Here is a 20637-nt window from a genome sequence, read left to right as displayed (position 1 = left end):
CGGGTTCGCGGTCACCGGGTGCCGGGGCCCTTCATCCGGGTGATCTCTCTGGGGGTCGGGGCGGTCAGAGCAGGGCGGCGATTCCCTTCTCCAGCTGCAGTGCGCCGATCACGAGGAGCAATGCGGCGTTGAGCACGTGCGTATTGCCGGCGATCCAGGTGCGCACCCGGTCGAGGAGCGGCTGTGCTTCGGCACCGCGGAGCACGACATACAGCACGGGAAGCGCGATCGGAAGCGTGCCGATCACGACGAACGCGATCGCCACCCACGCGCCTGCGGTCGCGCCGACGTCCGACAGCGAGATGTCAAGGGCGGCGAGGATCGCACACGAGGCATCGACGGGGTTCAACACGAACAGACCCACGCCGAGCAGGAGAGTGCGCCCTGGACGGAACGACTCCACCGAATGCAGCCAGCCCGGAAGCTGGGGCGATGCCGCCACGACGTCGTGCGGCGACGACGCCGCCGCCATCCGGGCGATGTGCACGCGTCCCTTGCGGTACACCCAGACAGCGGCCGAGACCAGGAACAGGCCGAGGAGCACGCGCACGATCGCCACCCAGAGGGGCGGTTCCCCGATCGCGTGCACCTCCAGCACGGGGAACAGCCAGAGGAACAGCGCCATGAGTCCCGCGAGCCCCACGAACCATCCGATGAGGTAGGCGATGCCGTTCATCCTGGCGTTGCGCGAGAGCAGCACCGCCACCAGCGCCATGATCGCCAGCGGACTCAGCACCACGCCGAGCGCGACCGGGACGAGCGCGAGGATCAGTTCGCCCATGTTTTCGTCCTGTCCCTGCGTTCGTCGGTGCTCAGCCCAGGAGTCGGGCCTTCGCCGCGTCGAACTCCTGCGCGGTCAGTGCCCCGGAATCGCGCAGCGCCGCGAGCTTCTGCAGCTCGCCCACGAGGTCGGTGCCACCTGCCGCAGCCGGGGGAGCGCTCGCGGCCGGTGCCGATGCGACCGCAGACGCCGCAGCGGAATCGATCGCCGCCTGCTGCTGCGCGGCCTCGTACTGCTCCTGCTCGTACTCGGCCTGGGACTTGCGCTGCTGATGGCGCATCATCCCGCCGGATACGGCGGTGGCCGTACCTGCGACGACCGCGGTGCGCGCGGCGAGGCCGAGCAGACCGGGGCGGCCGAACCGTCTCATCAGCGGCATCGTCGTCTCACTCTCCGGAGTCGACGACGTCGACGAGGGCGTTCACGACGGGGGCCGGGATCCGCTCGACCGCGAGGACGGTCGCGCCGGATGCGGCGAGGTCCGCGGCGAGCTTCGCCGCCCAGCGCAGCTCGAGACACACGAGGGCAGCCGAGGTTCCGGGTGGGATGAGACCGGCGAACTCCTCGATGTCCTCGTCGCCGGTGAGGCCGGCGGCGGCGATCTCGAGATCGACGAACCCATGCTCGGTGATGTCCTCCTCCACCTCGATCACCTCGACCTCGCCGTCGAGTGATTTGCGGATGAGGACCATGTCGAGCAGGCGGACGCTCGGATTGACGAGCAGATCCGCGAGCGCGGCCGCGACGCTCTGGTCAGGGTCATCGCCGGTGAAGCCGACGAGATAGAACTCGATCGGGCCGTATGCGGACTTTCCCATGTGCAGTTTCCTTTCGATCAGTGTCGGTTTGTCGATCAGTGTCGTTTGCGCGGAGTGGAGCGGCGCTAGAAGCTGCCGATGCCCTTGCCGATCATCGAGACGCCGATGACGAGCAGCAGGATGGCCATGATGACGGCGTTCTCGGCGGCGAGCCAGCCGCGCAGCGCGTCGAGGGGTGTGCGGAGTCGTTCGGCGGCGATCAGGTAGCCCACGACGGGGACGAGCACGGTCGAGGCGGCGAGCAGCGTGAACACGGCGATCACCACGATGGTCGAGCCGACGGGCAGCGCCTCCCCGCCGATGTCGACACCCGCGCCGGCCGCCATGATCAGATTCTTCGGGTTCAGTGCCGACAGCAGGAAGCCGAGACCGAACGCCGCGACGAACGAGAGCGTGTCGATGGCCTGCATCCATTTCGGGAGCACAGCCGCCTCGCCCGCCTTCGGGCGTTTGCGCCACTGCGAGAGCGCCAGCAGGAGCAGCAGGAGGCCGAGCACGATCTGCACCACCCCGCGAATGGGGCGGGAGGCATCGGGATCGTCCTCGGGGAGGATCGATGACAGCAGCGTGAACACGGTGACCGCCACGACGATGCCGATCACCCACCCCAGCAGGAACCCGACGCTCGTAACCCGCGCCCTGGGGGAGAGCAGCATGAGGATCGCGGCGATGATAGGGATCGGGCTGATCGCGACGCCGAGGGCGAGGGGCAGGATCTCCCCGATGACGGGACCCATCAGCGACCATCTCCTTCAGAGTTCGATGTGCCTGCGGCGGACGGCTCCGTCGCGGAGGGACTCAGATGCGTGATCGCGGCACGGTTGGTCGCGTACACCTGCTCGTCGTCGAGGAGGCCGAGGGCGGTGAGCCGGTGCAGGGTGTTGGGGCGCACGCGGCTGAAGGCGAGCGAGACCGACTGGGTCGTCAACCACTCCTTGAGCGATTCGAACGACTCGGCGCCGGTGATGTCGACGTCGGTGACGGCTTCCATGTCGACCACCAGATGGTCGACCGTGTGTGGCCCCGCCGAGCGGATCGCCTCCTTCACGGCGCTCGAGAACACGGCGCCGTTCGCGAAGAACAGGGGAGCGGCGAGGCGGATCACGATCACTCCCGGCGCGGTCACGGTCCCGGCCGGGGCATCCTCGAGCAGGGACTCGCCGGGATCGCCGCTGGACTCGAGCACGTCGATCGCGGGATTGGAGGCGCGCTTGGCGAGATTGATGAGGGCGAGCACGAAAGCGACGAGGATGCCGGGGATCGAGCCGATGAGAAGGGTGACGAGGAAGCACACGGCGCCGATCACGAACTCGAACCGGTCCTTCTGCCACAGTCCGATGAAGTCCCGGATCCCGAGCAGCGGGATGATCGCGACACCGACGATCGCGCCGATCGCCGGGGAGGGGATGTCGGCGAGCAGCGCCGTGCCGAACAGGAGCAGCAGGAGCGTGCCCGCCGCGAGGACCAGCGAGGGCAGTTGTGTGCGGGAGCCGGCCTGATCCATGGCGGCGGTGCGGGATGTCGAGGAACCCACCGAGAAGCTGCCCTGCGCGCCGGCGGCGATGTTGGCCGCGCCGAATGCCAGGAGGTCGCGATTCGCGCGGAACGGATACCCGTGCTTCTCGGCGTACGACCGCGACACCAGCAGTCCCTCCGCGGTCGTGACCAGGGTCAGCGCGATCGCCGACGGCACGAGCGCCAACCACATCGTCCAGTCGATCATCGGCCAGGTGAGCACCGGGGGCCCGGACGGCACGGCCCCGAGTACGTGGACGCCCTGCGCATCGAGGCCGGCGATCACGACCACGACCGTCGTGACGATCAGCACGATCAGTGCCCAGGGGACGCTGCGCAGGAATCGTCGTCCGAGCAGGAGCACCGCGACGGATGCCGCGGAGATCAGGACCGACCAGCCGTTGAGCGTCGTGAACCCGCCGACCAGGTCGCCGACCTTGCCCACGAAGTCCTTGCCCGAGTCGATCGAGACGCCCAGCATCTTCGCGATCTGGCTGACCATGATGTCGAGCGCCAGACCGCCGACGAAACCGACCAGTATCGGCTTCGACAGGAAGTTGGCGAGGAAGCCCAGCTTGAACACCGCGAGCAGTACGAACATGACGCCGCAGATGATCGCCTGGGCCAGCGCGAGCGTCGCATAGTCGGCACTGCCCGCGGCGGCGAGCCCGCCGATCGAGGAGGCGACGAGGGCGGCAGCAGCAGCATCGGGGGAGGCGACCAGCTGGCGGGACGAGACCACCAGTGCGTACACGATCGTCGGGACGATCAGCGCGTAGAGCCCGGCAGTGGGCGGAAGCCCGGCGATCTGCGCATAGCCGATGTTCAGCGGGATGGCGATGGCGAGGAGGGTGACGCCGGCGGTCAGCTCGGTGACGAGGTTGCCTCGGGTCAGCCCCGCGAGTGGGCGTTGCACATCGCCTCCCTTCGGCCGCGCTCCGCTGAGCGAGTTCGCGTCCACGATCCCATCGTGGGTGCGTCGGCGACCAGATCCGCCGGTCAACCTCCCCCTGGTGATTTACCGGCGGCGCGGAGCCGTGCTCAGGCCCGCCGCCGTCGGCGACGTCCGCGCGGAGGCGCGACGGGTTCGGGCTCCGGCGCGGGCGGCGGAGGAACGGCCGTGCGGTCCCCGGAGAGCCACCGCAGCCAGATCGCGCCGGGATCCCCCTCCAGCACCAGCGCGCGGGCGAGCAGCGTCAGCGGGATCGACAGGATCGCGCCGAGCGGACCGATGATGAACGTCCAGAAGATGACGGAGAAGAAGCTCAGCGTGAGGCTCAGATCCACGGCGTCGCTGACGAACTTCGGCTGCACGAGCACCTGCAGCACGACGTTCACCACGCAGTAGACGGCGATCACCCCGAGCAGCAGCGGCCATCCGCCGACCACGAAGGCGAGGATCGCGGGCGGGACCAGCCCGAGGACGAAGCCGATGTTGGGGATGAAGTTCGTCACGAACGCCAGGATCGCCCAGACGATCGGCGCCGGGATGCCCATCCACCACAGCGCCAGGCCGTCGATGATCGCCACGATCGCCCCGAAGGCCGCATTGACGATGTAGTAGCGCCGGATACCGCTGTTGAGGTGCGTGATCCTCGCGATGACCGCGCCCTTTGTCGCGCCGAACAGCGCGGGCGCCTGGCGGTACCGGGCGGCGTCGACCGCCATGAAGATGATGTACGCGCACACGAAGAACAGCGCTGTCGCAACACTGAGCACCGTGCTGCCCAGGCTCCCCGCCAACGCCAACAGCGTGGTCGGGTCGAGCACCGAGGCCGCGGCATCAGAGGCCTGCTCGTCGAGTCCCAGCGACTGCAGCCAGCCGACGAACTCGTCCGCCGTACGCGTCAGGCCGCCCTCGGACACGAGGTCGCCGATGAGTCGTGCGAACTGCGTGCCCGCGAGCCAGAGCAGCGCGCCCATCACGAGCAGGATCAGGTACGCCACGATGATCACGGCCGTCGTGCTCGCCCACGCGGGCCACCCGTGCCGGTCGAGCGGGCGGCGCAGCGGCTCGCAGATGATCACGATCACGATCGCCAAGGCGAGCGGACCGAACAGATCTCGCACGAAGTACACGCCGGCGAGGGCGACAGCGCTCGCCGCGAGCACCAGGAGGACGCGCAGGCTGGGCGAGAGCATCCGGTTCGCCGCGGGACCGGTCGGATCAGCAGTGGGGGTCACGCGGCCAGCGTAGCCTCCGTCGCCGACCACACCCGGCCGGAGCGGCGGTGGCGCCCTCGCCCGGTTCGGATGACCACATGCAGCGCCGCTCGCCGGGGAGGACGACACTGTCGACATGTCGACGACATCCCCACCGCGAGACCTGCTCACGGCCGCCCGCTCGCACGGCGAGTCGCGGGAGCGCGCGCGGGAGGCGATCGGGCTCCAGATCTCGATCTTCGCGTTCGTGGTCGCCGCTCTCGTCGCCGTCGCGGTGTTCCGACTGCAACCGGCATCGATCTCCGGCCCGGACTCGCTCGGCCAGTTCGCCGCGCTCGCGTCGGCCGTCACGGCGATCGTGGTCTTCGTGCTCGGGCGCATCATCGCAGCCGACCCGGTGCGAAGCCGTCGACTCGGCGTGCTCGACTACATCGACATCGGGGCCTTCGCGTTCGCTCATGCCATGATCGCGCTGCTGGGGTGGACCCTCGCCGCGACGATCGTGGAGGCGGGGCTCATCGGAGCCACCGTCTACCCGATCCCGGTCCTGATGCTCGCGGGTGCCGCTGCCGCCCTGACCGCGTACATCACGTACTACTCCGCGACACACCTCGACCTGCAACTGCTGGCGACCGTGCTGGCGGTGTTCCTGGTGCTCGGCATCCTCGCGAGCATGCTCACCGCGAGCGACCCGCAGTGGTGGAAGGAGAACCTCAGTGCGCTCGGCATGACCGACGACCTCTCGGCACGCGCCTTCAACCTGACGCTCATCGTGGCGGGCATCCTCGTGACGACGCTGGCCCGCTACGCGACCAGGGGTGTACCGACGACCCACCCACGCGGGGTGGCCTCCGTGCGCACCTGCCTCGTGATCGTGGGCATCTTCCTCGGGCTGGTCGGGGTGTTCCCGGTCGACCGGTTCTTCGGCATCCACACGGGCGTGGCCTCGGGGATGGTGGTCGCCTACGGGGTGCTGATCGTGGCGATCCGCCGCTGGATACCGGGGGTCTCGCGCACCTTCCTGCTGCTGGGCTACATCTTCCTGCTACTGATCCTGGTGCTCGCGGTGTTCTTCGCCGTCGGCTACTACACGCTCACAGCTGTGGAGCTGGTCGCGGGCACGGTCGTGTTCACCTGGATCATCCTGTTCATCCGCACCGCGGACGCCCTCAAACGCGACGCCGGAGCACGCGACGACGACTGAAGATCACCCGGGCGATGCCCTTGAGAGGGGTGAGGGCGGCCACTAGCTTGGGTGCCATGTCGCCCCCCGTACGCTCGACGAGCCAGGGTCCCACCGTGCGATTCCGGCCCCCGGCGCCACAGCCCGGCTCCATCCGACGCGATCGGGTGAGTGCGGAGATCGACCGCGCGGCGTCCGTCGGCGCGTTGACCGTGATCAGTGCTCCGAGCGGCTTCGGCAAGACGACGGCGGTCGGGGACTGGGCATCCGGCCTCGAGCAGACGGCATGGCTCGCGCTGTGCTCCTCCGACGCCGATCCCGCCCGTCTCACGCACGGTGTGGTCAATGCCCTGCTCGTCGGAGCGGAGCGTGCGGGGCGTCCGCTGGCGCTCTCCCGTGATCTCGACGACCCGTGGCGCGCGTACCAGGAGATCTGCGACGCACTGGAAGGCGTCGAGGAGCGCTTCCACCTCATCATCGACGACGCGCAGCGCGCCGGTGAGGACTGGCGGCGCGGCCTGCTCGGCATGCTCGTGGAACAGGCGCCGGACAGCCTGCACGTGGTCCTGGTCGGCACGACGATGCTTGAGTTGACGCTGTCACGCCACCGGCTCACCCACCCCGGTTCGTTCGTGGGTGCGGAGTCGCTCGCCTTCACGGAGGCGGAGGTGGCGCAACTCCTCGCGGGAGACACGCAGTGCGCGCTCTCTCCCGAGACGATCCTGGAGCAGACCCAGGGCTGGCCGATCGCCGTGCGGCTGATGACGATCGGAGGTGCGCGACGGGATCCGCACACCCAGGGCATGACGAGCTTCCTCGGCGACTACGTGCAGGAGCATGTGCTCGGTGCGCTCCCGGCCGACATCGCGCGCTTCGTTCTCGACGCGACGGTCTGCGTCGAACTCACCCCGGCCCTCGCCGCGACGGTGACAGAGCGCCCTGACGCGGCAGAGCTGCTCGACTCGTGTCTTCGGCTCGGACTGTTCCTCGATCGGTTCGACGGACCGCATGGCGCGGTGTACCGCTGGCACACGGCGTTCGCGCGGCAATGCGCCGAGATCGCCCGGCATGATCGCGACCGTCTCGCGGCATGTCATCGGCGCGCGGCCGCTGCCCTGGAGGCGGTCGATCCGGTCGCGTCGATCGCGCATTCGCTCCGGGCGGGAGACGTCGCGATCGCCCGGGCGACGCTGCTCCGGCACTGGCTGGGGCTGGTCGTCGGTCCCGGTGCGGGCGAGGTCGAGCGCACAGCGACCGAGCTGCTCCGACTGACCCCGGAGGATGCGCCGGTGCTGTTGGTGCGGGCATGCGCGAGCGACGTGCTGGGTGACCACCGCGTGGCGCGAGAGCTGTTCCGGCGGGCCGAGGCGGCGATGGGAGACGACGATGAGACCGTCGAATCGGGCGTGCTCCACATCGCCCGCCTGTTCATCGCCGATGAGCCCGCGACCGTCGAGCAGGCGTGCGCGCGTGTGCGCCGGATGCTGTCGGAGGCCGACCCGACCGAACTCGGCGACCGCGCCGCCCTCAATCACCTGATGGGGTGGGCGGAGATCCGGCATCGAGGCAACCCGGAACTCGCGATCGAATACTTCTCGGCCGCCGCGCGGGAGGCGCACGGCGGGGGCGATCCGGAGCAGACGGCGCGGGCCTTCGGACATCTCTCCTTCGGTCAGGCGCAGGCGGGGCGACTGGTCGACGCGCAGGAATCGCTCGCGATCGTCGGACGCTGGGAGGACGCTCGTTCCGGCGGGAACACCTACGCCGGGGGCAGCGCGGCCGCGGCCGCGGGATTCGTCGCCTATTGGGCGGGGGAATCCGATACGGCGATCGCGCACTTCGGCGAGCTCACGGCCACCCGCAGCGGCGATCGGTCGTTCGCGAGCCTGGCGCGCATGATGATCGCGTACTCCGCCGCCGAGACGCGCGACATCGCCGCCTGCCGCCGCGCGGCGATCGGCATCCAGGACATCCCGCTGCAGATCGCGCACGGCGTATCGTGGTCGGCTCTGCGCGAGTCGTCCGTCGCGCTGCTGGAGGAGGCGGTGGGCCGGCAGGAGCGGGCGATCCGGATCGCCCGGAAGTACCTCCACTGCCCGGACCTGCCCGTGGTGAGCGTGGCTCTCGCGGGAGTGCTCCGCCGCGCCGGGGATCTCCCGTCCGCGCTGGAGATGCTGCGGTCGGTGCGGGCGTTCGGCGAGGTGTCGTACGTGAAATCGGCGACCCTGATCACGGCGGCGCTCATCCGTCGACAGACCGGCCATGCGGACGAGGCGCACGAGCTGTGCGAGGCCGCGGTCGCGGTCGCGTCGGGGGAGAACATCCGCCTGCCCTTCGGCCCACGCGAGTCCGCCGTGCGCAAGCTGCTGAACGAGCATGTGCACTTCGGAACCCAGTTCGAGGACTTCATCGGCCGTTGTCTGGCCATCGACGCGGCCGGCTCCGTGATCGATGCGCTGTCGGAACGCGAACGCGACGTCTTCCAGCAGTTGCAGACGGCGCGGACCCTCCCCGAGATCGCCCGCGAGCTGCAGGTGTCGATCAACACGGTGAAGACCCATCAGCGGGCCATCTACCGCAAGCTCGGGGTGACCTCGCGGCGGGCGGCCGTGCAGACGACCGTCTGACGGGTGGGATCAGGAACGCTCCGCGTCGGCGAGCACCGCGTTGACCACCCTCGCGGGGATCGGCTGCGTCGCGACGACACGATCACCGCGCAGCCGCACGTCGCGCGAGAAACGTTCGCCCCAGGTCTGCTCGACCAGGATCAGCGCGGCGAGGGAGCCCACCGGCAACCCCGATGCGAAGTGACGCACATCGTCTTCGCTGATGAGACCGGGGGCCTCGAGTCCGAGCCCGGCGAGGGCGAACTCGTCGCCGTCGACCTCGGCGAGGTGGAAGGCGTCGCCCCCGAGACGCCGGATGACGAGGAAGTCCAGCAGACGGACCGCCCCGGCCTCGACCTGCCGGAGCAGCGCTTCGAGCACGACCGGACTGAGGTGGTCGTCGTCGAGGTGCACGACGACGAACTCCACGTCGCCGAGCGGATTCCTCATCACGCCGGCCACCCCGGTCCCACGATCAGCCGAGCGCACGCGCCTTGATGGCGGCGAACTCGTCCTGGGTGATGGTGCCGGCGGCGAGGAGCTTCGACGCCTTGTCGATCTCGTCGCTGGGGCTGGAGGCCGCGACGCTGCGGATGTACGAGTCGGCGGCATCCTGCTGCTGGCGATAGGAGGTGACGCTGCGTTCGTTCATCCCCCGTCCGCGTGCGATCAGATACACCAGCGCGGTGAGGAACGGCACGAAGATCAGGAAGATGATCCACAGGGCCTTCCACCATCCGTTCAGGGCATGGTCTCGGAACAGGTCCGCCACGATGTTGAAGAGCACCATCAGGTAGGAGATGAACACGAAGACCCAGAAGAACCACCAGATGATGTCCCAGAAGCTTTCCCATACGGACATGTCCGACTCCTCTCGTCGAATGACTGCGTTCCGTGATCGTCGCAGTGCGGCAACCCTGCCCGGGGGTGATGCTCACCCGGTTGGGGTGAGCACGGGGCTGCGGGAGGAGGGGGCGATGCCAGCATGAGATCGTCACCTCAGGAAGGCGGATCCCATGCCACTCAGGAGAGTCGGTCGTCCCGGTCTGATCGGGCTCGCCGCGCGGACGGCCGTCGTCGCCGGCACCGCGAGCGCCGTCAGCGGAGCAGCCGCGCGCGGCCAGCAGCGCAGAGCGCAGAGCGCCTACGAGCAGCAGCAGTACGAGGCTGCGCAGCAGCAGATGCAGATCGACGCCGCAGCGCAGAACGCGGTGGCGAACGCGGCTCCGCCGAGCGCCCCGGCGGCGAGCGGAGGCGACGATATGATCGCGAAGCTGCAGCAGCTCGCCACGCTGAAGGAATCCGGAGTGCTGTCCGACGAGGAGTTCGCTGCGGCGAAGCAGAAGCTGCTGAGCTAGACGGTTCCGCTCCTCGGTCGGAGCCTGCGGAATGAGACACGTGCGGTGGACGAGGAGAGCGAATGAGCGAACTGGACGACCTGCGGGCCCGGGTCCAGCTGTTGGAGCAAGAGAACGCGACGCTCAAGGCGCCGCGCCGCCGTCGGCCGATCGCGCGCAGCATCGTGGCCGGTATCGCTCTCGCGGTCGCGGTGCTGATCGCACCGATCGCGGCCATGGGCACGTGGGCGCGCCTCCAGCTCGTCGACACGGATCGATTCGTGGAGACGTTCGCTCCGCTCGCCCAGGATCCCGACGTGCAGGATTTCGTCGCCGACCAGGTCAGCAAGGCGATCCATGAGCAGGTCGACTTCGACGCGGTGGTGGGGGAGGTGTTCGACGGTCTGAAGGCCCTCGACCTCCCGCCGCGCGCCGCCTCGGCACTCTCGCTGCTGCAGGCGCCGGCCGCGAGCGGATTGACATCGCTCGTGGACGGGGTGATCCACAACGTCGTGGCGTCCGATCAGTTCGCCGACATCTGGGCCCAGTCGTTGCGTGTCACGCATGAGCGGGCGATCGCGATCATGCAGGACAGCCCGGACACGGCGCTGCAGCTCGCGGACGACGGTGTGCTGTCGATCGATCTGGGTCTGGTGGTGGATCGGGTGAAGGCTGCGCTGCAGGAACAAGGTGTCGGCGCTGCCGATCTCATCCCGGAGATCGACCGCTCGATCCCGATCGCGCAGGCCGATGCGCTCGTTCTCGTGCGCACGCTGTACCAGATCGCCGTCGCCGCGGGTTTCTGGCTGCCGTGGGTGGTGCTGGGGCTCGTCGTCGTCGGCATCCTGCTGGCCAGGAACCGTCTTCGCGCGCTGTTCTGGACGAGTGCGGCGTTCGCGGCGGCATTCCTGCTGCTCGCGGGTGGCATGGGCATCGGTCGCACGTTCTTCATCCACAGCGTGAGCCCGTCGATCATGACGGCCGCGGCCGCGCAGTCCCTGTTCGACGAGGTCACGTCCTTGCTCAGCTCGACGATCGTGGCGCTCGCGCTCGTCGGCGTGCTGATCGCCGTGTGGGCGTGGCTCGCCGGGTCGAGCCGCAGCGCCCGAACTCTCCGTGGCCTGTTCGAGAGCGGGTTCGCCGCGGTCCGGGGTGCGGCAGAGAGGCGCGGCGTATCGACCGGACGATTCGGTCAGGCCGTCGATCGCTTCCGCGGGCCGATCCTCATCGCGGGGATGGCCCTTGGGGTGCTCGTGCTCGTCGTGACGCGCCCGGTGTCGTTCGGCAGCGTCTTCGGCGTCGCGATCGGGCTCGTGGTGCTCGTGATCATCGTCGAGCTGCTGCGTCGGCCCGATCCTGAACTCGACGCAGACGCAGAGGGCGAGGCCGCGGAGGCGGCGACGGAGGAGCAGGTCACCCTCCCGGGGTGACGCCCGCCCCCGAAGCGACCGCGAATCCCCGATACTCGGCTCCAGACAGGTTCTTCGTACCTCGTGACCGAAGGAGAGACGATGTCGGGATTCAACTCGGACTTCGCCGGAGAGATCAAGCTCGACGTACGGGACTCGATTCCCGACTGGTCGCCGTACGAGCTCAAGGCGGCACCGGAGGGCGCCCCCAACGTGCTGATCGTGTTGTACGACGACACCGGCCTCGCTTCCTGGTCGCCGTACGGCGGGCGCATCAGCATGCCGACCCTGGACCGACTCGCCGCGGGCGGGCTCACGTACACGCAATGGCACACCACCGCGCTCTGCTCGCCGACACGGTCGACGATGCTCACCGGCCGCAATCACCACGTGAACCGCGCCGGCGTCATCATGGAGGGAACCAACGGATTCCCCGGGTTCGCGGGTCGGCTGCCGGAGGAGTGCGCGACGATCGGGCAGATCCTGCAGAAGAACGGATACTCGACGTTCTGGGTGGGCAAGGACCACAACGTCCCCGAGGAGGACAACGCCCCCGGAGGGGATCGTTCGATGTGGCCCGTGCAACTCGGCTTCGACCGGTTCTACGGGTTCCTCGGCGGCGAGACCAACAACTGGTATCCCGACCTCGTCGAGGACAACCACTTCATCGAGGCGCCGGCCACTCCCGAGGAGGGGTATCACCTCTCCAAGGATCTGGCGGATCAAGCGCTCGCGATGATCCGCAACCAGCAGGCATCCAACCCATCGAAGCCCTGGTACCTGTGGTTCTGCCCCGGTGCGAACCATGCGCCGCACCACGCTCCCGAGGAGTACATCGCGAAGTACAAGGGGGCCTTCGACGACGGGTACGACGCCTACCGCGAGTGGGTGCTCGCCCGCATGATCGAGAAGGGGGTGCTGCCCGAGGGGACCGCCATGACCCCGGTCAACCCGCTGCCCGACGAGGTCGCGAACCCCGCCGACCATGTGCGCCCGTGGGCCGAGCTGAACGACGACGAGCGCCGGCTGTTCGCCCGGTTCGCCGAAGTGTTCGCGGGTTTCTCGGAGTACACCGACGCGCAGGTCGGCCGCATCATCGACTACCTCGAGGACACGGGACAGCTCGACAACACGCTCGTGTTCTACTGCGCCGACAACGGCGCGTCGGGAGAAGGGTCGCCCGACGGATCCGTCAACGAGAACAAGTTCTTCAACGGCTACCCGGACGACCTCGCCGAGAACCTGACGATGATCGACCGGCTCGGTTCGGCCGACACCTACAACCACTATCCGACCGGGTGGGCGACGGCGTTCTCGACGCCGTTCCAGATGTTCAAGCGCTACTCCCAGTTCGCCGGAGGGACCTGCGACCCCATGGTCATCCACTGGCCGAAGGGGATCGAGGCCGCGGGCGAGCTGCGCCACCAGTACCACCACTCGGTGGACGTGGTCGCGACCGTGCTCGATGTCATCGGCATCGAGATGCCGGAGACGTTCCGCGGCGTGGCGCAGCACCCGCTCGACGGTGTCTCGATGAAGTACAGCTTCGATGCCGCGCCGGATGGCCCGACGCAGAAGAAGGTCCAGTACTACTCGATGCTCGGAACCCGCGGGATCTGGAAGGACGGATGGAAGGCCGCTGCCGTGCACGCGCCCCTGAGCGGGAAGGGGCACTTCGACGACGACGTGTGGGAGCTGTACCACGTCGCCGAGGACCGCTCCGAGTCGCACGACCTGGCGGACGCGCATCCGGAGAAACTCCAGGAGCTGATCGCCGCATGGTTCACCGAGGCGGAGGCGAACTTCGCCCTGCCGCTCGACGACCGCTCGGCGCGGGATGTGCTGAACGTCGAGCGGCCGCAGGCCGAGCCGCCGCGCGAACGCTACGTGTACTTCCCCGGCACTGCCGCCGTGCCCGAGAGCGTCGCGGTCAACGTGCGGGGGCGCTCGTACAAGATCGTCGCCGATGTCGTGCTCGAGGAGGGCGCGCAGGGGGTGCTGTTCGCGCACGGCTCCCGGTTCGGCGGACATTCCCTCTTCCTCAAGGACAACCGGCTCACCTACGTGTACAACTTCCTCGGTATTCCCCCGGAACAGTCGTTCACGTCGGAGGAGCTCGCTCCCGGACCGCACACGCTCGGGGTGGAGTTCGTGCGGGAAGGAGCGGGAGAGCACGGCGAGTCGGTGGGTACCACCACGCTCTACGTCGATGATCATGCCGTCGCCTCCGGCCCGATGCGCGCGCAGGTGGGCAAGTTCACGCTGTGCGGAGACGGCCTGTGCGTCGGTTGGGACAGCGCGGATCCGGTCAGCCGGCAGTACCGCAACCCGTTCCCGTTCACCGGAGGGGAGCTGCTCGGCGTCGCCGTCGATGTCAGTGCCGAACAGTACCTCGATCTCGAACGCGAGGCGGCCGCCATGCTGTCTCGCGAATAGCCGAATCGGAGACACGCAGATGCCCAGCGGCGATGAGAAGACGATGTTCCCGGTCACGGTGGATCGGAATCACCTGCCCGCACCGGAATGGTCGTATCCGAACGCGGAGATCGGTCTGCATGCGACCGAATCGGTTCCGGACTTCCCGCCACCGAGGTCGGCACGCCCCGATGCCCCCAATATCCTTCTCGTGCTGATCGACGACGTCGGGTTCGGATGGCCGAGCGTCAACGGCGGACTGGTGCGGATGCCGACGGCCGAGCGGCTGGCCGGGCGCGGTCTGTTCTACAACCAGTTCCACACCACGGCGCTGTGCTCGCCGACGCGGGCAGCGCTGCTCACCGGCCGCAACCATCACACCGTCGCCACCGGGGTGATCCAGGAGATGGCGACCGGCTATCCCGGGTACAGCGGCATCATCCCCAAGGGCACGGCGACGTTCGCCGAGCTGCTGAAGAACGCCGGCTACACCTCCGCCTGGTTCGGCAAGAACCACAACGTGCCCGACAACCAGACGAGTCCGGCCGGTCCGTTCGACAACTGGCCGACCAGCCAGGGCTTCGACTACTTCTACGGGTTCATCTCCGGCGAGACCGATCAGTTCTACCCGTCGCTCTACGAGGGGACGCGGGCCGTCGAACCCCCGGCCCGCCCCGAGGACGGCTATCACCTCACGACGGACCTCGCCGACAAATGCATCTCGTGGATCGAGACGCAGAAGGCCATCGCACCGGATCGACCGTTCCTGGCGTATCTGTCGACCGGCGCCGCGCATGCACCGCATCAGCCGCCGCGCGACTGGCGTGGACGAAACGCCGGGAGGTTCGACGCCGGGTGGGACGAGTACCGGCGCATCGTGCACCAGAACCAGCTCGACGCGGGGATCATCCCCGCCGGAACGGCGCTCACCGAGCGGCCGGACCAGATCCCGTCGTGGGACAGTCAGCCCGAGGAGCACCGTCGCCTGTTCGCTCGTCAGGCCGAGAACTTCGCCGACTTCCTCGAGCATGCCGACCACGAGGTGGGTCGTGTCGTCGATGCGATCGACGGACTCGGTGAGACCGACAACACGGTCGTGATCTACATCATCGGAGACAACGGCTCCAGCGGGGAGGGGTCGCTGGTGGGCACGCCGAACGAGCTCATGAGCCTGAACGGCCGACAGCCCACGATCGACGAGGCCATCGGCTTCCTCGACACGTGGGGCGAGCCGGGCACCTCGCCGCACTACGCCGTCGGATGGGCGCACGCAGGGGACACGCCGTTCCAGTGGACCAAGCAGGTCGCGTCGCACTTCGGCGGCACCCGGAACAGCATGATCGTCTCCTGGCCGCGTCGGATCAGCGATGTCGGCGCGATTCGGTCGCAGTTCCACCACGTGATCGACGTCGCCCCCACGCTGCTCGAGATCGTCGGGATGACCGCGCCGACCGAGGTCAACGGCGTCATTCAGAAGCCCCTGGAAGGAACCAGCTTCGCGTACACGTTCCTCCCCGAGCATGCCGAGACCCCGAGCCGCCATCGCAAGCAGTACTTCGAGATGTTCGGCAACCGCGCGATGTACGCGGACGGGTGGATCGCGTCGTGCCGGCACGGACGCCTGCCCTGGGAGACCTCGGGAACGTACACCTGGGCCGACGACGTCTGGGAGCTGTACGACGTCGCGCGTGACTTCAGTCAGTCCGATGACCTCGCCGCGCGTGAACCGGGGCGGTTGCGAGCGCTCCAGGACATGTTCATGGCGGAGGCCGCCCGCTACGGGGTGCTGCCGCTGGATGACACGTTCGCCGAAAGACTCGACGTCACTCTGCGCCCGAGCTTCTTCGCCGGTCGCGACCGCGTCACCTTCCACGAGGGCATGGTGCGACTGCCGGAGGGAAGCGGACCGAAGCTCGTCAGCGTCCCGCTCACCCTGACCGCCGAGGTCGAGGTGCCGGATTCCGGCATGGACGGGGTCGTCTTCGCGCTGGGCGGTGACGCGGCCGGATGGTCGTTGTTCGGGTGGCAGGGGAAGGCGCGCCTGCACTACAACTTCTTCGGCATCCGCAGGTACGACCTCATCTCCCTGGAAGGGCTCGAACCGGGCGCGCACACGATCACCGTGACATTCGCACCCGCATCCGCCGTCCCCGGGGGACCCGCCGAGGTGAGCATGACGATCGACGGCGCTGCCGTCGGCGACCTGCACCTTCCGGAGCAGATCCCGATGCGGTGCGGCACCGAGACGATGGATGTGGGCATGGACTGCGTGTCGCCCGTGTGCGCCGACTACGCCGATCGGGGGCTGTTCCCGTTCACGGGGCGGATCAACGCCGTGACATTCGATCTGCCGGCGGTGCGTGAGGCGACCGGACATGAGCGGCTCAAGCTTGCCACCCAGTTGGATTGAGGGGCGTCGGACTCAGATCGACGTGTTCGCGAAGATCGTGTCCCAGTCGTCGCGCACGCTGACGACGCAGTAGCCGCTGTCGTCGGCGGCCGCGAGTGCCTTCTCGGCGCCGGCATCGTATGGCGTGTCACCGCGGTCCGGGTCGTCGTGGTGGATCAGGAGCGCGAACCCCGGGCGGGGGCCCCGTCGGGAGAAGTCGAGCATGGCCGTGTCGCCGTTGGAGTTGCCACCGGCGAACAGGGGGCGTCGACCGATCCGCGTCCAGATGCGCACGGGCTTCTCCGGGCCGTCGTCGAAGAACGCCAGCGACGACGAGTAGCGCACGGTCGCGGCATCGTCGTCCCACGCGAGCCCGAAGGCGGATCCGACCACGCGCTCCGGCGGGATGCCGTAGTTGGACTGCGTCATCGGCCGCATGAAGTCGCGTTCGCCGCCCGACACGATGTAGCACGTGAAGCCGTGCTGCTCGAGGTAGCGGAGCAGCTCGACCATGGGCTGGTACACCGCCGCGGAGTAGGGACGCCGCAGGATCGGATGCTGCGCAGTGCGATAGAACTCCTCGACGGAGCGGGCGTAGTCCTCGACGCTCATGCCGTCGGTGAGCCCGACGAGCGCCTGGATGATGATCGTGAGGTCGGAGTCGTCGCCGGTGTAGTGCTTGTCGATCGCGGATCCCAACCAGCCGAAGTCTCCGCTCACAGCGGCGAGGTACGGCTGTCGGGTCGCGAGGTCGGGGTTTCGCTCGGCGGCCGCGCGCCACTGCTCCACCACGTAGTGCAGCTGGGTGGGCATCGGCTTCTCCGACCAGAGCGTGCCGTCGTTGTCGAACACCGCGATCCGCTCGGCGACCGGAACGGCGTCAGGCCCTTCGGTCACGGAGGCGACGAACGCCTCGATGTCGGCGCGGGTCCGGGTGTGACGCCAGGAGGGGAGGGTATCGGCGGCGGTCATGGGGTCCTCGTCTCTCGGAGGGCGGGGTGGATTGGCCCACTCTGACAGCGCGCGCGGGGCGTCGCCGATGCTGCTCACCCGGGCGGGGCGAGGGATCCTCGCATTCGCGGAATACCCTGGGAGGGTATAGGGTTGGAGTCATCGAGTACCCCAGAGGGGTATGAGACCGCGAGAGAGGAAACGTCATGAGCACGAGCGAATACCAGGTGACCGGAATGACCTGTGGACACTGCGAGATGGCGATCCGTGACGAAGTGGGCCAGATCCCCGGCATCGACGGCATCGAGGTGAGTGCGCAGACGGGGCGTCTGGTCGTGACCGCCGCGCAGCCCGTCGACGATGCTGCGGTCTTCGCCGCCGTCGACGAGGCCGGGTACCAGGCGGTTCGCGCCTGATGAACGCCCCCGGCCGTCTCGGCATCTACGGGGCGGGCATGGTGATCGTGTTCGGCGCCGCGTTCGCGGCGGCCGGCGCACTCGTGCCCGACAGCGCGGTCGCGGACTGGACTGCGCGCAGCGCGACGGGCCATCAGGATGCCGCCGCAGACGAGGCTCCCGGAGAGGGAGCAGAGGAAGGAACGGACGTGAACGGACTCACGCTCGAGGCATCGGGATTCGTGCTCGACGCGATCGAGGCGCCGGGGGAGGTCGCGACCGAGGGGGAGCTGTCCTTCCTGATCCGCGACGCCGCCGGCGACCCGCTCGTCGCCTACGAGACCGCACACGGCAAGCAGCTGCACCTCATCGTGGTCCGCAGCGATGGATCCGGCTACCGGCACGTGCACCCGACACTCGACACCACGACCGGTGCCTGGTCGCTGCCGTGGACCTGGGAGGCGGCGGGAACCTATCGGGTCTTCGCCGACTTCACCGCCGACGGCGGCACGAGCGCGACGCTCTCGCGCACCGTCGACGTCGCCGGCGACGTGCAGCCGCGGCCGACGACCGTGCAGCGGACCGCCCGTGTGGACGGCTTCGACGTGACGATCACCGGCGACCTCGTGGCAGGCATGGGGAGCGAGTTGACCGTCGAGGTCACCCGTGACGGCGCTCCCGTCACCGCTCTGCAGCCGTACCTGGGGGCGTTCGGACACCTCGTCGCGCTGCGTCAGGGAGATCTGGCCTACCTGCACGTGCACGCGCACGGCGAGGAGCCGGAGCCGAACGACCTGGCCGGCCCCACGGTGACGTTCACCGCGCAGACGCCGACCGCCGGACGATACCTGCTCTACCTCGACTTCCAGGTCGATGGAGCGGTCCACACCGCGCAGTTCGCGCTGGATGCGGACCCCGGCGACACCGAGGGTGCAGTCACCGACGACGAGGGCCACAGCGGGCACTGAGCCCGCGGCCCCGCAGAACATTCCGCGTCCCGCGACGCGATCAGCAAGGATCGAGGAGATCGACATGACGGATACGCCGTCGGCAACCGGTACGACCAGCGTGGAGCTGGAGATCGGCGGGATGACCTGCGCATCGTGCGCGATGCGGATCGAGAAGAAACTCAACCGGATCGACGGTGTCACGGCGACGGTGAACTACGCGACCGAGAAGGCGAAGGTGAGGGCTCCGGACGGATTCGATCCGTCGCTGCTCATCGCCGAGGTCGAGAAGACCGGGTACACCGCGGCGCTTCCCGCCCCGGTCTCGCCGCAGCGTACCGATGATGCCGATGAGCCGCAGGACGACGAGCTGCGGAGTCTGCGCAACAGGCTCATCGCCTCGATCGTGCTGACGGTGCCCGTCATCGCGATGGCGATGATCCCGGCGCTCCAGTTCCTGTACTGGCAGTGGCTGTCGCTTGCCCTGGCCGGCCCCGTGATCGTGTGGGCGGCGTGGCCGTTCCACAAGGCGGCCTGGACGAACCTCCGCCACGGCGCCGCGACCATGGACACCCTGATCTCGATGGGCACCCTCGCCGCCCTGCTGTGGTCGCTGTACGCGCTGTTCTTCGGAACGGCCGGTGTCCCGGGAATGACGCACCCGTTCGAGTTGACCGTCGCGCCGAGCGACGGCGCGGCGAACATCTACCTCGAGGTGGGCGCGGGCGTGACGATGTTCATCCTCGCCGGACGCTACTTCGAGAAGCGCTCGAAGCGCCAGGCAGGGGCGGCGTTGCGCGCGCTGCTGGAGCTCGGCGCCAAGGAGGTCGCGGTCATCCGCGACGGTGTCGAGACCCGCATCCCCACGGGGGAGCTGAAGGCCGGTGATGAGTTCGTCGTGCGTCCGGGCGAGAAGATCGCCACCGACGGGATCGTCGTGTCCGGCACGTCTGCCGTCGACGCGTCGATGCTGACCGGCGAATCGGTGCCGGTCGAGGTCGGTGAGGGCGACGCGGTCACCGGGGCGACGGTCAACGCCGGGGGCCGCCTGCTCGTCCGCGCGACCCGGGTCGGATCCGACACGCAGCTCGCGCAGATGGCGAAGCTCGTGGAGGAGGCGCAGACCGGGAAGGCCGAGGTCCAGCGTCTGGCCGACCGGGTCTCCGGGATCTTCGTGCCGATCGTCATCGCGATCGCGCTCGCCACACTCGGAGCCTGGCTCGGCGCCGGGTTCCCGGCATCCGCCGCCTTCACCGCTGCGGTCGCCGTGCTCATCATCGCGTGCCCGTGCGCGCTGGGACTGGCCACCCCCACCGCGCTGCTGGTGGGAACGGGCCGGGGGGCGCAGCTGGGCATCCTGATCAAGGGACCCGAGGTGCTCGAGTCCACCCGCCGCGTCGACACGGTCGTGCTCGACAAGACCGGCACCGTCACCAGCGGGAGGATGACCCTCGTCGCCGTGCACACCGCGGACGGCGTCGAGCGCGCCGACCTGCTGCGGCTCGCGGGAGCGGTCGAGGACGCGTCGGAGCACCCCATCGCCCAGGCCGTCGCGAAGGCGGCGACCCAGGAGGTCGGTGCGCTCGCAGTGCCCGAGGAGTTCGTCAACATCGAAGGCCAGGGCGTGCGCGGGATCGTCGACGGACACGTGGTGCTCGTCGGACGCGAATCGCTGCTCGCCGACTGGTCGCAGCATCTTCCGGCCGAGCTGACCGCGGCCAAGGCGGC

At 68.8% G+C, this 20637-nt stretch carries 18 protein-coding genes; 9 read left to right on the top strand and 9 right to left on the bottom strand.

The window, feature by feature from the left end; genetic code table 11:
• Positions 1-64: 64 nt before the first annotated feature.
• The 6 genes from WFM69_RS18075 to WFM69_RS18050 all read right to left on the bottom strand — a co-directional run bounded on the left by WFM69_RS18075 (position 65) and on the right by WFM69_RS18050 (position 5298).
• Complete coding sequence (locus WFM69_RS18075; RefSeq protein WP_337007055.1) at positions 65-781, bottom strand: GAP family protein; 717 nt, start codon at positions 779-781, stop codon at positions 65-67.
• 31 nt (positions 782-812) lie between these two features.
• Positions 813-1151, bottom strand: coding sequence for an SHOCT domain-containing protein (locus tag WFM69_RS18070; RefSeq protein WP_337007053.1), 339 nt, complete (start codon positions 1149-1151; stop codon positions 813-815).
• 16 nt (positions 1152-1167) lie between these two features.
• Complete coding sequence (locus tag WFM69_RS18065) at positions 1168-1599, bottom strand: DUF6325 family protein (protein ID WP_337007051.1); 432 nt, start codon at positions 1597-1599, stop codon at positions 1168-1170.
• A 65-nt stretch (positions 1600-1664) separates the two neighbouring features.
• Positions 1665-2336 carry a GAP family protein gene (locus WFM69_RS18060; RefSeq protein WP_337007049.1) on the bottom strand — a complete coding sequence of 224 codons (672 nt, stop codon included), beginning with the start codon at positions 2334-2336 and terminating at the stop codon, positions 1665-1667.
• Positions 2336-4030, bottom strand: coding sequence for a SulP family inorganic anion transporter (locus WFM69_RS18055; protein WP_337007047.1), 1695 nt, complete (start codon positions 4028-4030; stop codon positions 2336-2338). Before WFM69_RS18055 ends, WFM69_RS18060 begins: the two co-directional genes overlap by 1 nt.
• Before the next feature lie 125 nt (positions 4031-4155).
• Positions 4156-5298, bottom strand: a complete 1143-nt coding sequence (locus WFM69_RS18050) for an AI-2E family transporter (protein ID WP_337007045.1) — start codon at positions 5296-5298, stop codon at positions 4156-4158.
• A 115-nt stretch (positions 5299-5413) separates the two neighbouring features.
• On the opposite strand from WFM69_RS18050, the gene WFM69_RS18045 reads away from it, so the two are divergent.
• Complete coding sequence (locus tag WFM69_RS18045) at positions 5414-6481, top strand: DUF998 domain-containing protein (RefSeq protein ID WP_337007044.1); 1068 nt, start codon at positions 5414-5416, stop codon at positions 6479-6481.
• A 146-nt stretch (positions 6482-6627) separates the two neighbouring features.
• Positions 6628-9087 carry a LuxR C-terminal-related transcriptional regulator gene (locus tag WFM69_RS18040; protein WP_337007042.1) on the top strand — a complete coding sequence of 820 codons (2460 nt, stop codon included), beginning with the start codon at positions 6628-6630 and terminating at the stop codon, positions 9085-9087.
• 9 nt (positions 9088-9096) lie between these two features.
• Here the strand turns inward: WFM69_RS18040 and WFM69_RS18035 are convergent, their stop codons facing one another.
• Positions 9097-9516, bottom strand: coding sequence for a DUF6325 family protein (locus WFM69_RS18035; RefSeq protein WP_337007040.1), 420 nt, complete (start codon positions 9514-9516; stop codon positions 9097-9099).
• Positions 9517-9541: 25 nt separating this feature from the next.
• The gene (locus tag WFM69_RS18030) at positions 9542-9928 is read right to left on the bottom strand and encodes an SHOCT domain-containing protein (protein WP_337007039.1); all 387 of its coding nucleotides are present in this window, start codon (positions 9926-9928) and stop codon (positions 9542-9544) included.
• A gap of 154 nt (positions 9929-10082) precedes the next feature.
• Between WFM69_RS18030 and WFM69_RS18025 the strand changes: the two genes are divergently transcribed.
• The 4 genes from WFM69_RS18025 (at position 10083) to WFM69_RS18010 (ending at position 16637) form a co-directional block, all read left to right on the top strand.
• On the top strand, positions 10083-10424 hold the full coding sequence (locus tag WFM69_RS18025; protein ID WP_337007038.1) for an SHOCT domain-containing protein: 342 nt from the start codon (positions 10083-10085) through the stop codon (positions 10422-10424).
• A 62-nt stretch (positions 10425-10486) separates the two neighbouring features.
• The gene (locus tag WFM69_RS18020) at positions 10487-11833 is read left to right on the top strand and encodes a hypothetical protein (protein ID WP_337007036.1); all 1347 of its coding nucleotides are present in this window, start codon (positions 10487-10489) and stop codon (positions 11831-11833) included.
• An 81-nt stretch (positions 11834-11914) separates the two neighbouring features.
• Positions 11915-14248 carry an arylsulfatase gene (locus WFM69_RS18015; RefSeq protein ID WP_337007034.1) on the top strand — a complete coding sequence of 778 codons (2334 nt, stop codon included), beginning with the start codon at positions 11915-11917 and terminating at the stop codon, positions 14246-14248.
• A gap of 19 nt (positions 14249-14267) precedes the next feature.
• A complete protein-coding gene (locus WFM69_RS18010; RefSeq protein WP_337007032.1) occupies positions 14268-16637 on the top strand; it encodes an arylsulfatase in 2370 nt (789 codons plus the stop codon).
• 12 nt (positions 16638-16649) lie between these two features.
• On the opposite strand, the gene WFM69_RS18005 is transcribed toward WFM69_RS18010, so the two are convergent.
• On the bottom strand, positions 16650-17588 hold the full coding sequence (locus tag WFM69_RS18005; protein ID WP_337007030.1) for an HAD family hydrolase: 939 nt from the start codon (positions 17586-17588) through the stop codon (positions 16650-16652).
• Positions 17589-17773: 185 nt separating this feature from the next.
• Between WFM69_RS18005 and WFM69_RS18000 the strand changes: the two genes are divergently transcribed.
• From WFM69_RS18000 to WFM69_RS17990, 3 genes are all read left to right on the top strand, one after another.
• Complete coding sequence (locus tag WFM69_RS18000; protein ID WP_337007028.1) at positions 17774-17983, top strand: heavy-metal-associated domain-containing protein; 210 nt, start codon at positions 17774-17776, stop codon at positions 17981-17983.
• Positions 17983-18930, top strand: a complete 948-nt coding sequence (locus tag WFM69_RS17995; protein WP_337007026.1) for a heavy-metal-associated domain-containing protein — start codon at positions 17983-17985, stop codon at positions 18928-18930. Before WFM69_RS18000 ends, WFM69_RS17995 begins: the two co-directional genes overlap by 1 nt.
• Before the next feature lie 64 nt (positions 18931-18994).
• Positions 18995-20637 (top strand): heavy metal translocating P-type ATPase (locus WFM69_RS17990; protein ID WP_337007024.1); only part of this gene is annotated, 1643 nt, incomplete at its 3' end.

It is taken from the genome of Microbacterium sp. LB12 (assembly GCF_037150835.1).
Classification (GTDB): Bacteria; Actinomycetota; Actinomycetes; order Actinomycetales; family Microbacteriaceae; genus Microbacterium.
Note: the sequence above shows the minus strand (reverse complement) of the source record. Positions and strands in the feature narration are given on the sequence as shown.

What these genes read in the sequence shown, in the direction of transcription:
- WFM69_RS18000 (WP_337007028.1), top strand. Translation starts at nt 17,774, where the DNA reads ATGAGCACGAGCGAATACCAGGTGACCGGAATGACCTGTGGACACTGC.
- WFM69_RS18010 (WP_337007032.1), top strand. Translation starts at nt 14,268, where the DNA reads ATGCCCAGCGGCGATGAGAAGACGATGTTCCCGGTCACGGTGGATCGG.
- WFM69_RS18070 (WP_337007053.1), bottom strand. Translation starts at nt 1,151, where the DNA reads ATGAGACGGTTCGGCCGCCCCGGTCTGCTCGGCCTCGCCGCGCGCACC.
- WFM69_RS18075 (WP_337007055.1), bottom strand. Translation starts at nt 781, where the DNA reads ATGGGCGAACTGATCCTCGCGCTCGTCCCGGTCGCGCTCGGCGTGGTG.
- WFM69_RS18015 (WP_337007034.1), top strand. Translation starts at nt 11,915, where the DNA reads ATGTCGGGATTCAACTCGGACTTCGCCGGAGAGATCAAGCTCGACGTA.
- WFM69_RS18045 (WP_337007044.1), top strand. Translation starts at nt 5,414, where the DNA reads ATGTCGACGACATCCCCACCGCGAGACCTGCTCACGGCCGCCCGCTCG.
- WFM69_RS18030 (WP_337007039.1), bottom strand. Translation starts at nt 9,928, where the DNA reads ATGTCCGTATGGGAAAGCTTCTGGGACATCATCTGGTGGTTCTTCTGG.
- WFM69_RS17995 (WP_337007026.1), top strand. Translation starts at nt 17,983, where the DNA reads ATGAACGCCCCCGGCCGTCTCGGCATCTACGGGGCGGGCATGGTGATC.
- WFM69_RS18005 (WP_337007030.1), bottom strand. Translation starts at nt 17,588, where the DNA reads ATGACCGCCGCCGATACCCTCCCCTCCTGGCGTCACACCCGGACCCGC.
- WFM69_RS18020 (WP_337007036.1), top strand. Translation starts at nt 10,487, where the DNA reads ATGAGCGAACTGGACGACCTGCGGGCCCGGGTCCAGCTGTTGGAGCAA.
- WFM69_RS18035 (WP_337007040.1), bottom strand. Translation starts at nt 9,516, where the DNA reads ATGAGGAATCCGCTCGGCGACGTGGAGTTCGTCGTCGTGCACCTCGAC.
- WFM69_RS18065 (WP_337007051.1), bottom strand. Translation starts at nt 1,599, where the DNA reads ATGGGAAAGTCCGCATACGGCCCGATCGAGTTCTATCTCGTCGGCTTC.
- WFM69_RS18060 (WP_337007049.1), bottom strand. Translation starts at nt 2,336, where the DNA reads ATGGGTCCCGTCATCGGGGAGATCCTGCCCCTCGCCCTCGGCGTCGCG.
- WFM69_RS18025 (WP_337007038.1), top strand. Translation starts at nt 10,083, where the DNA reads ATGCCACTCAGGAGAGTCGGTCGTCCCGGTCTGATCGGGCTCGCCGCG.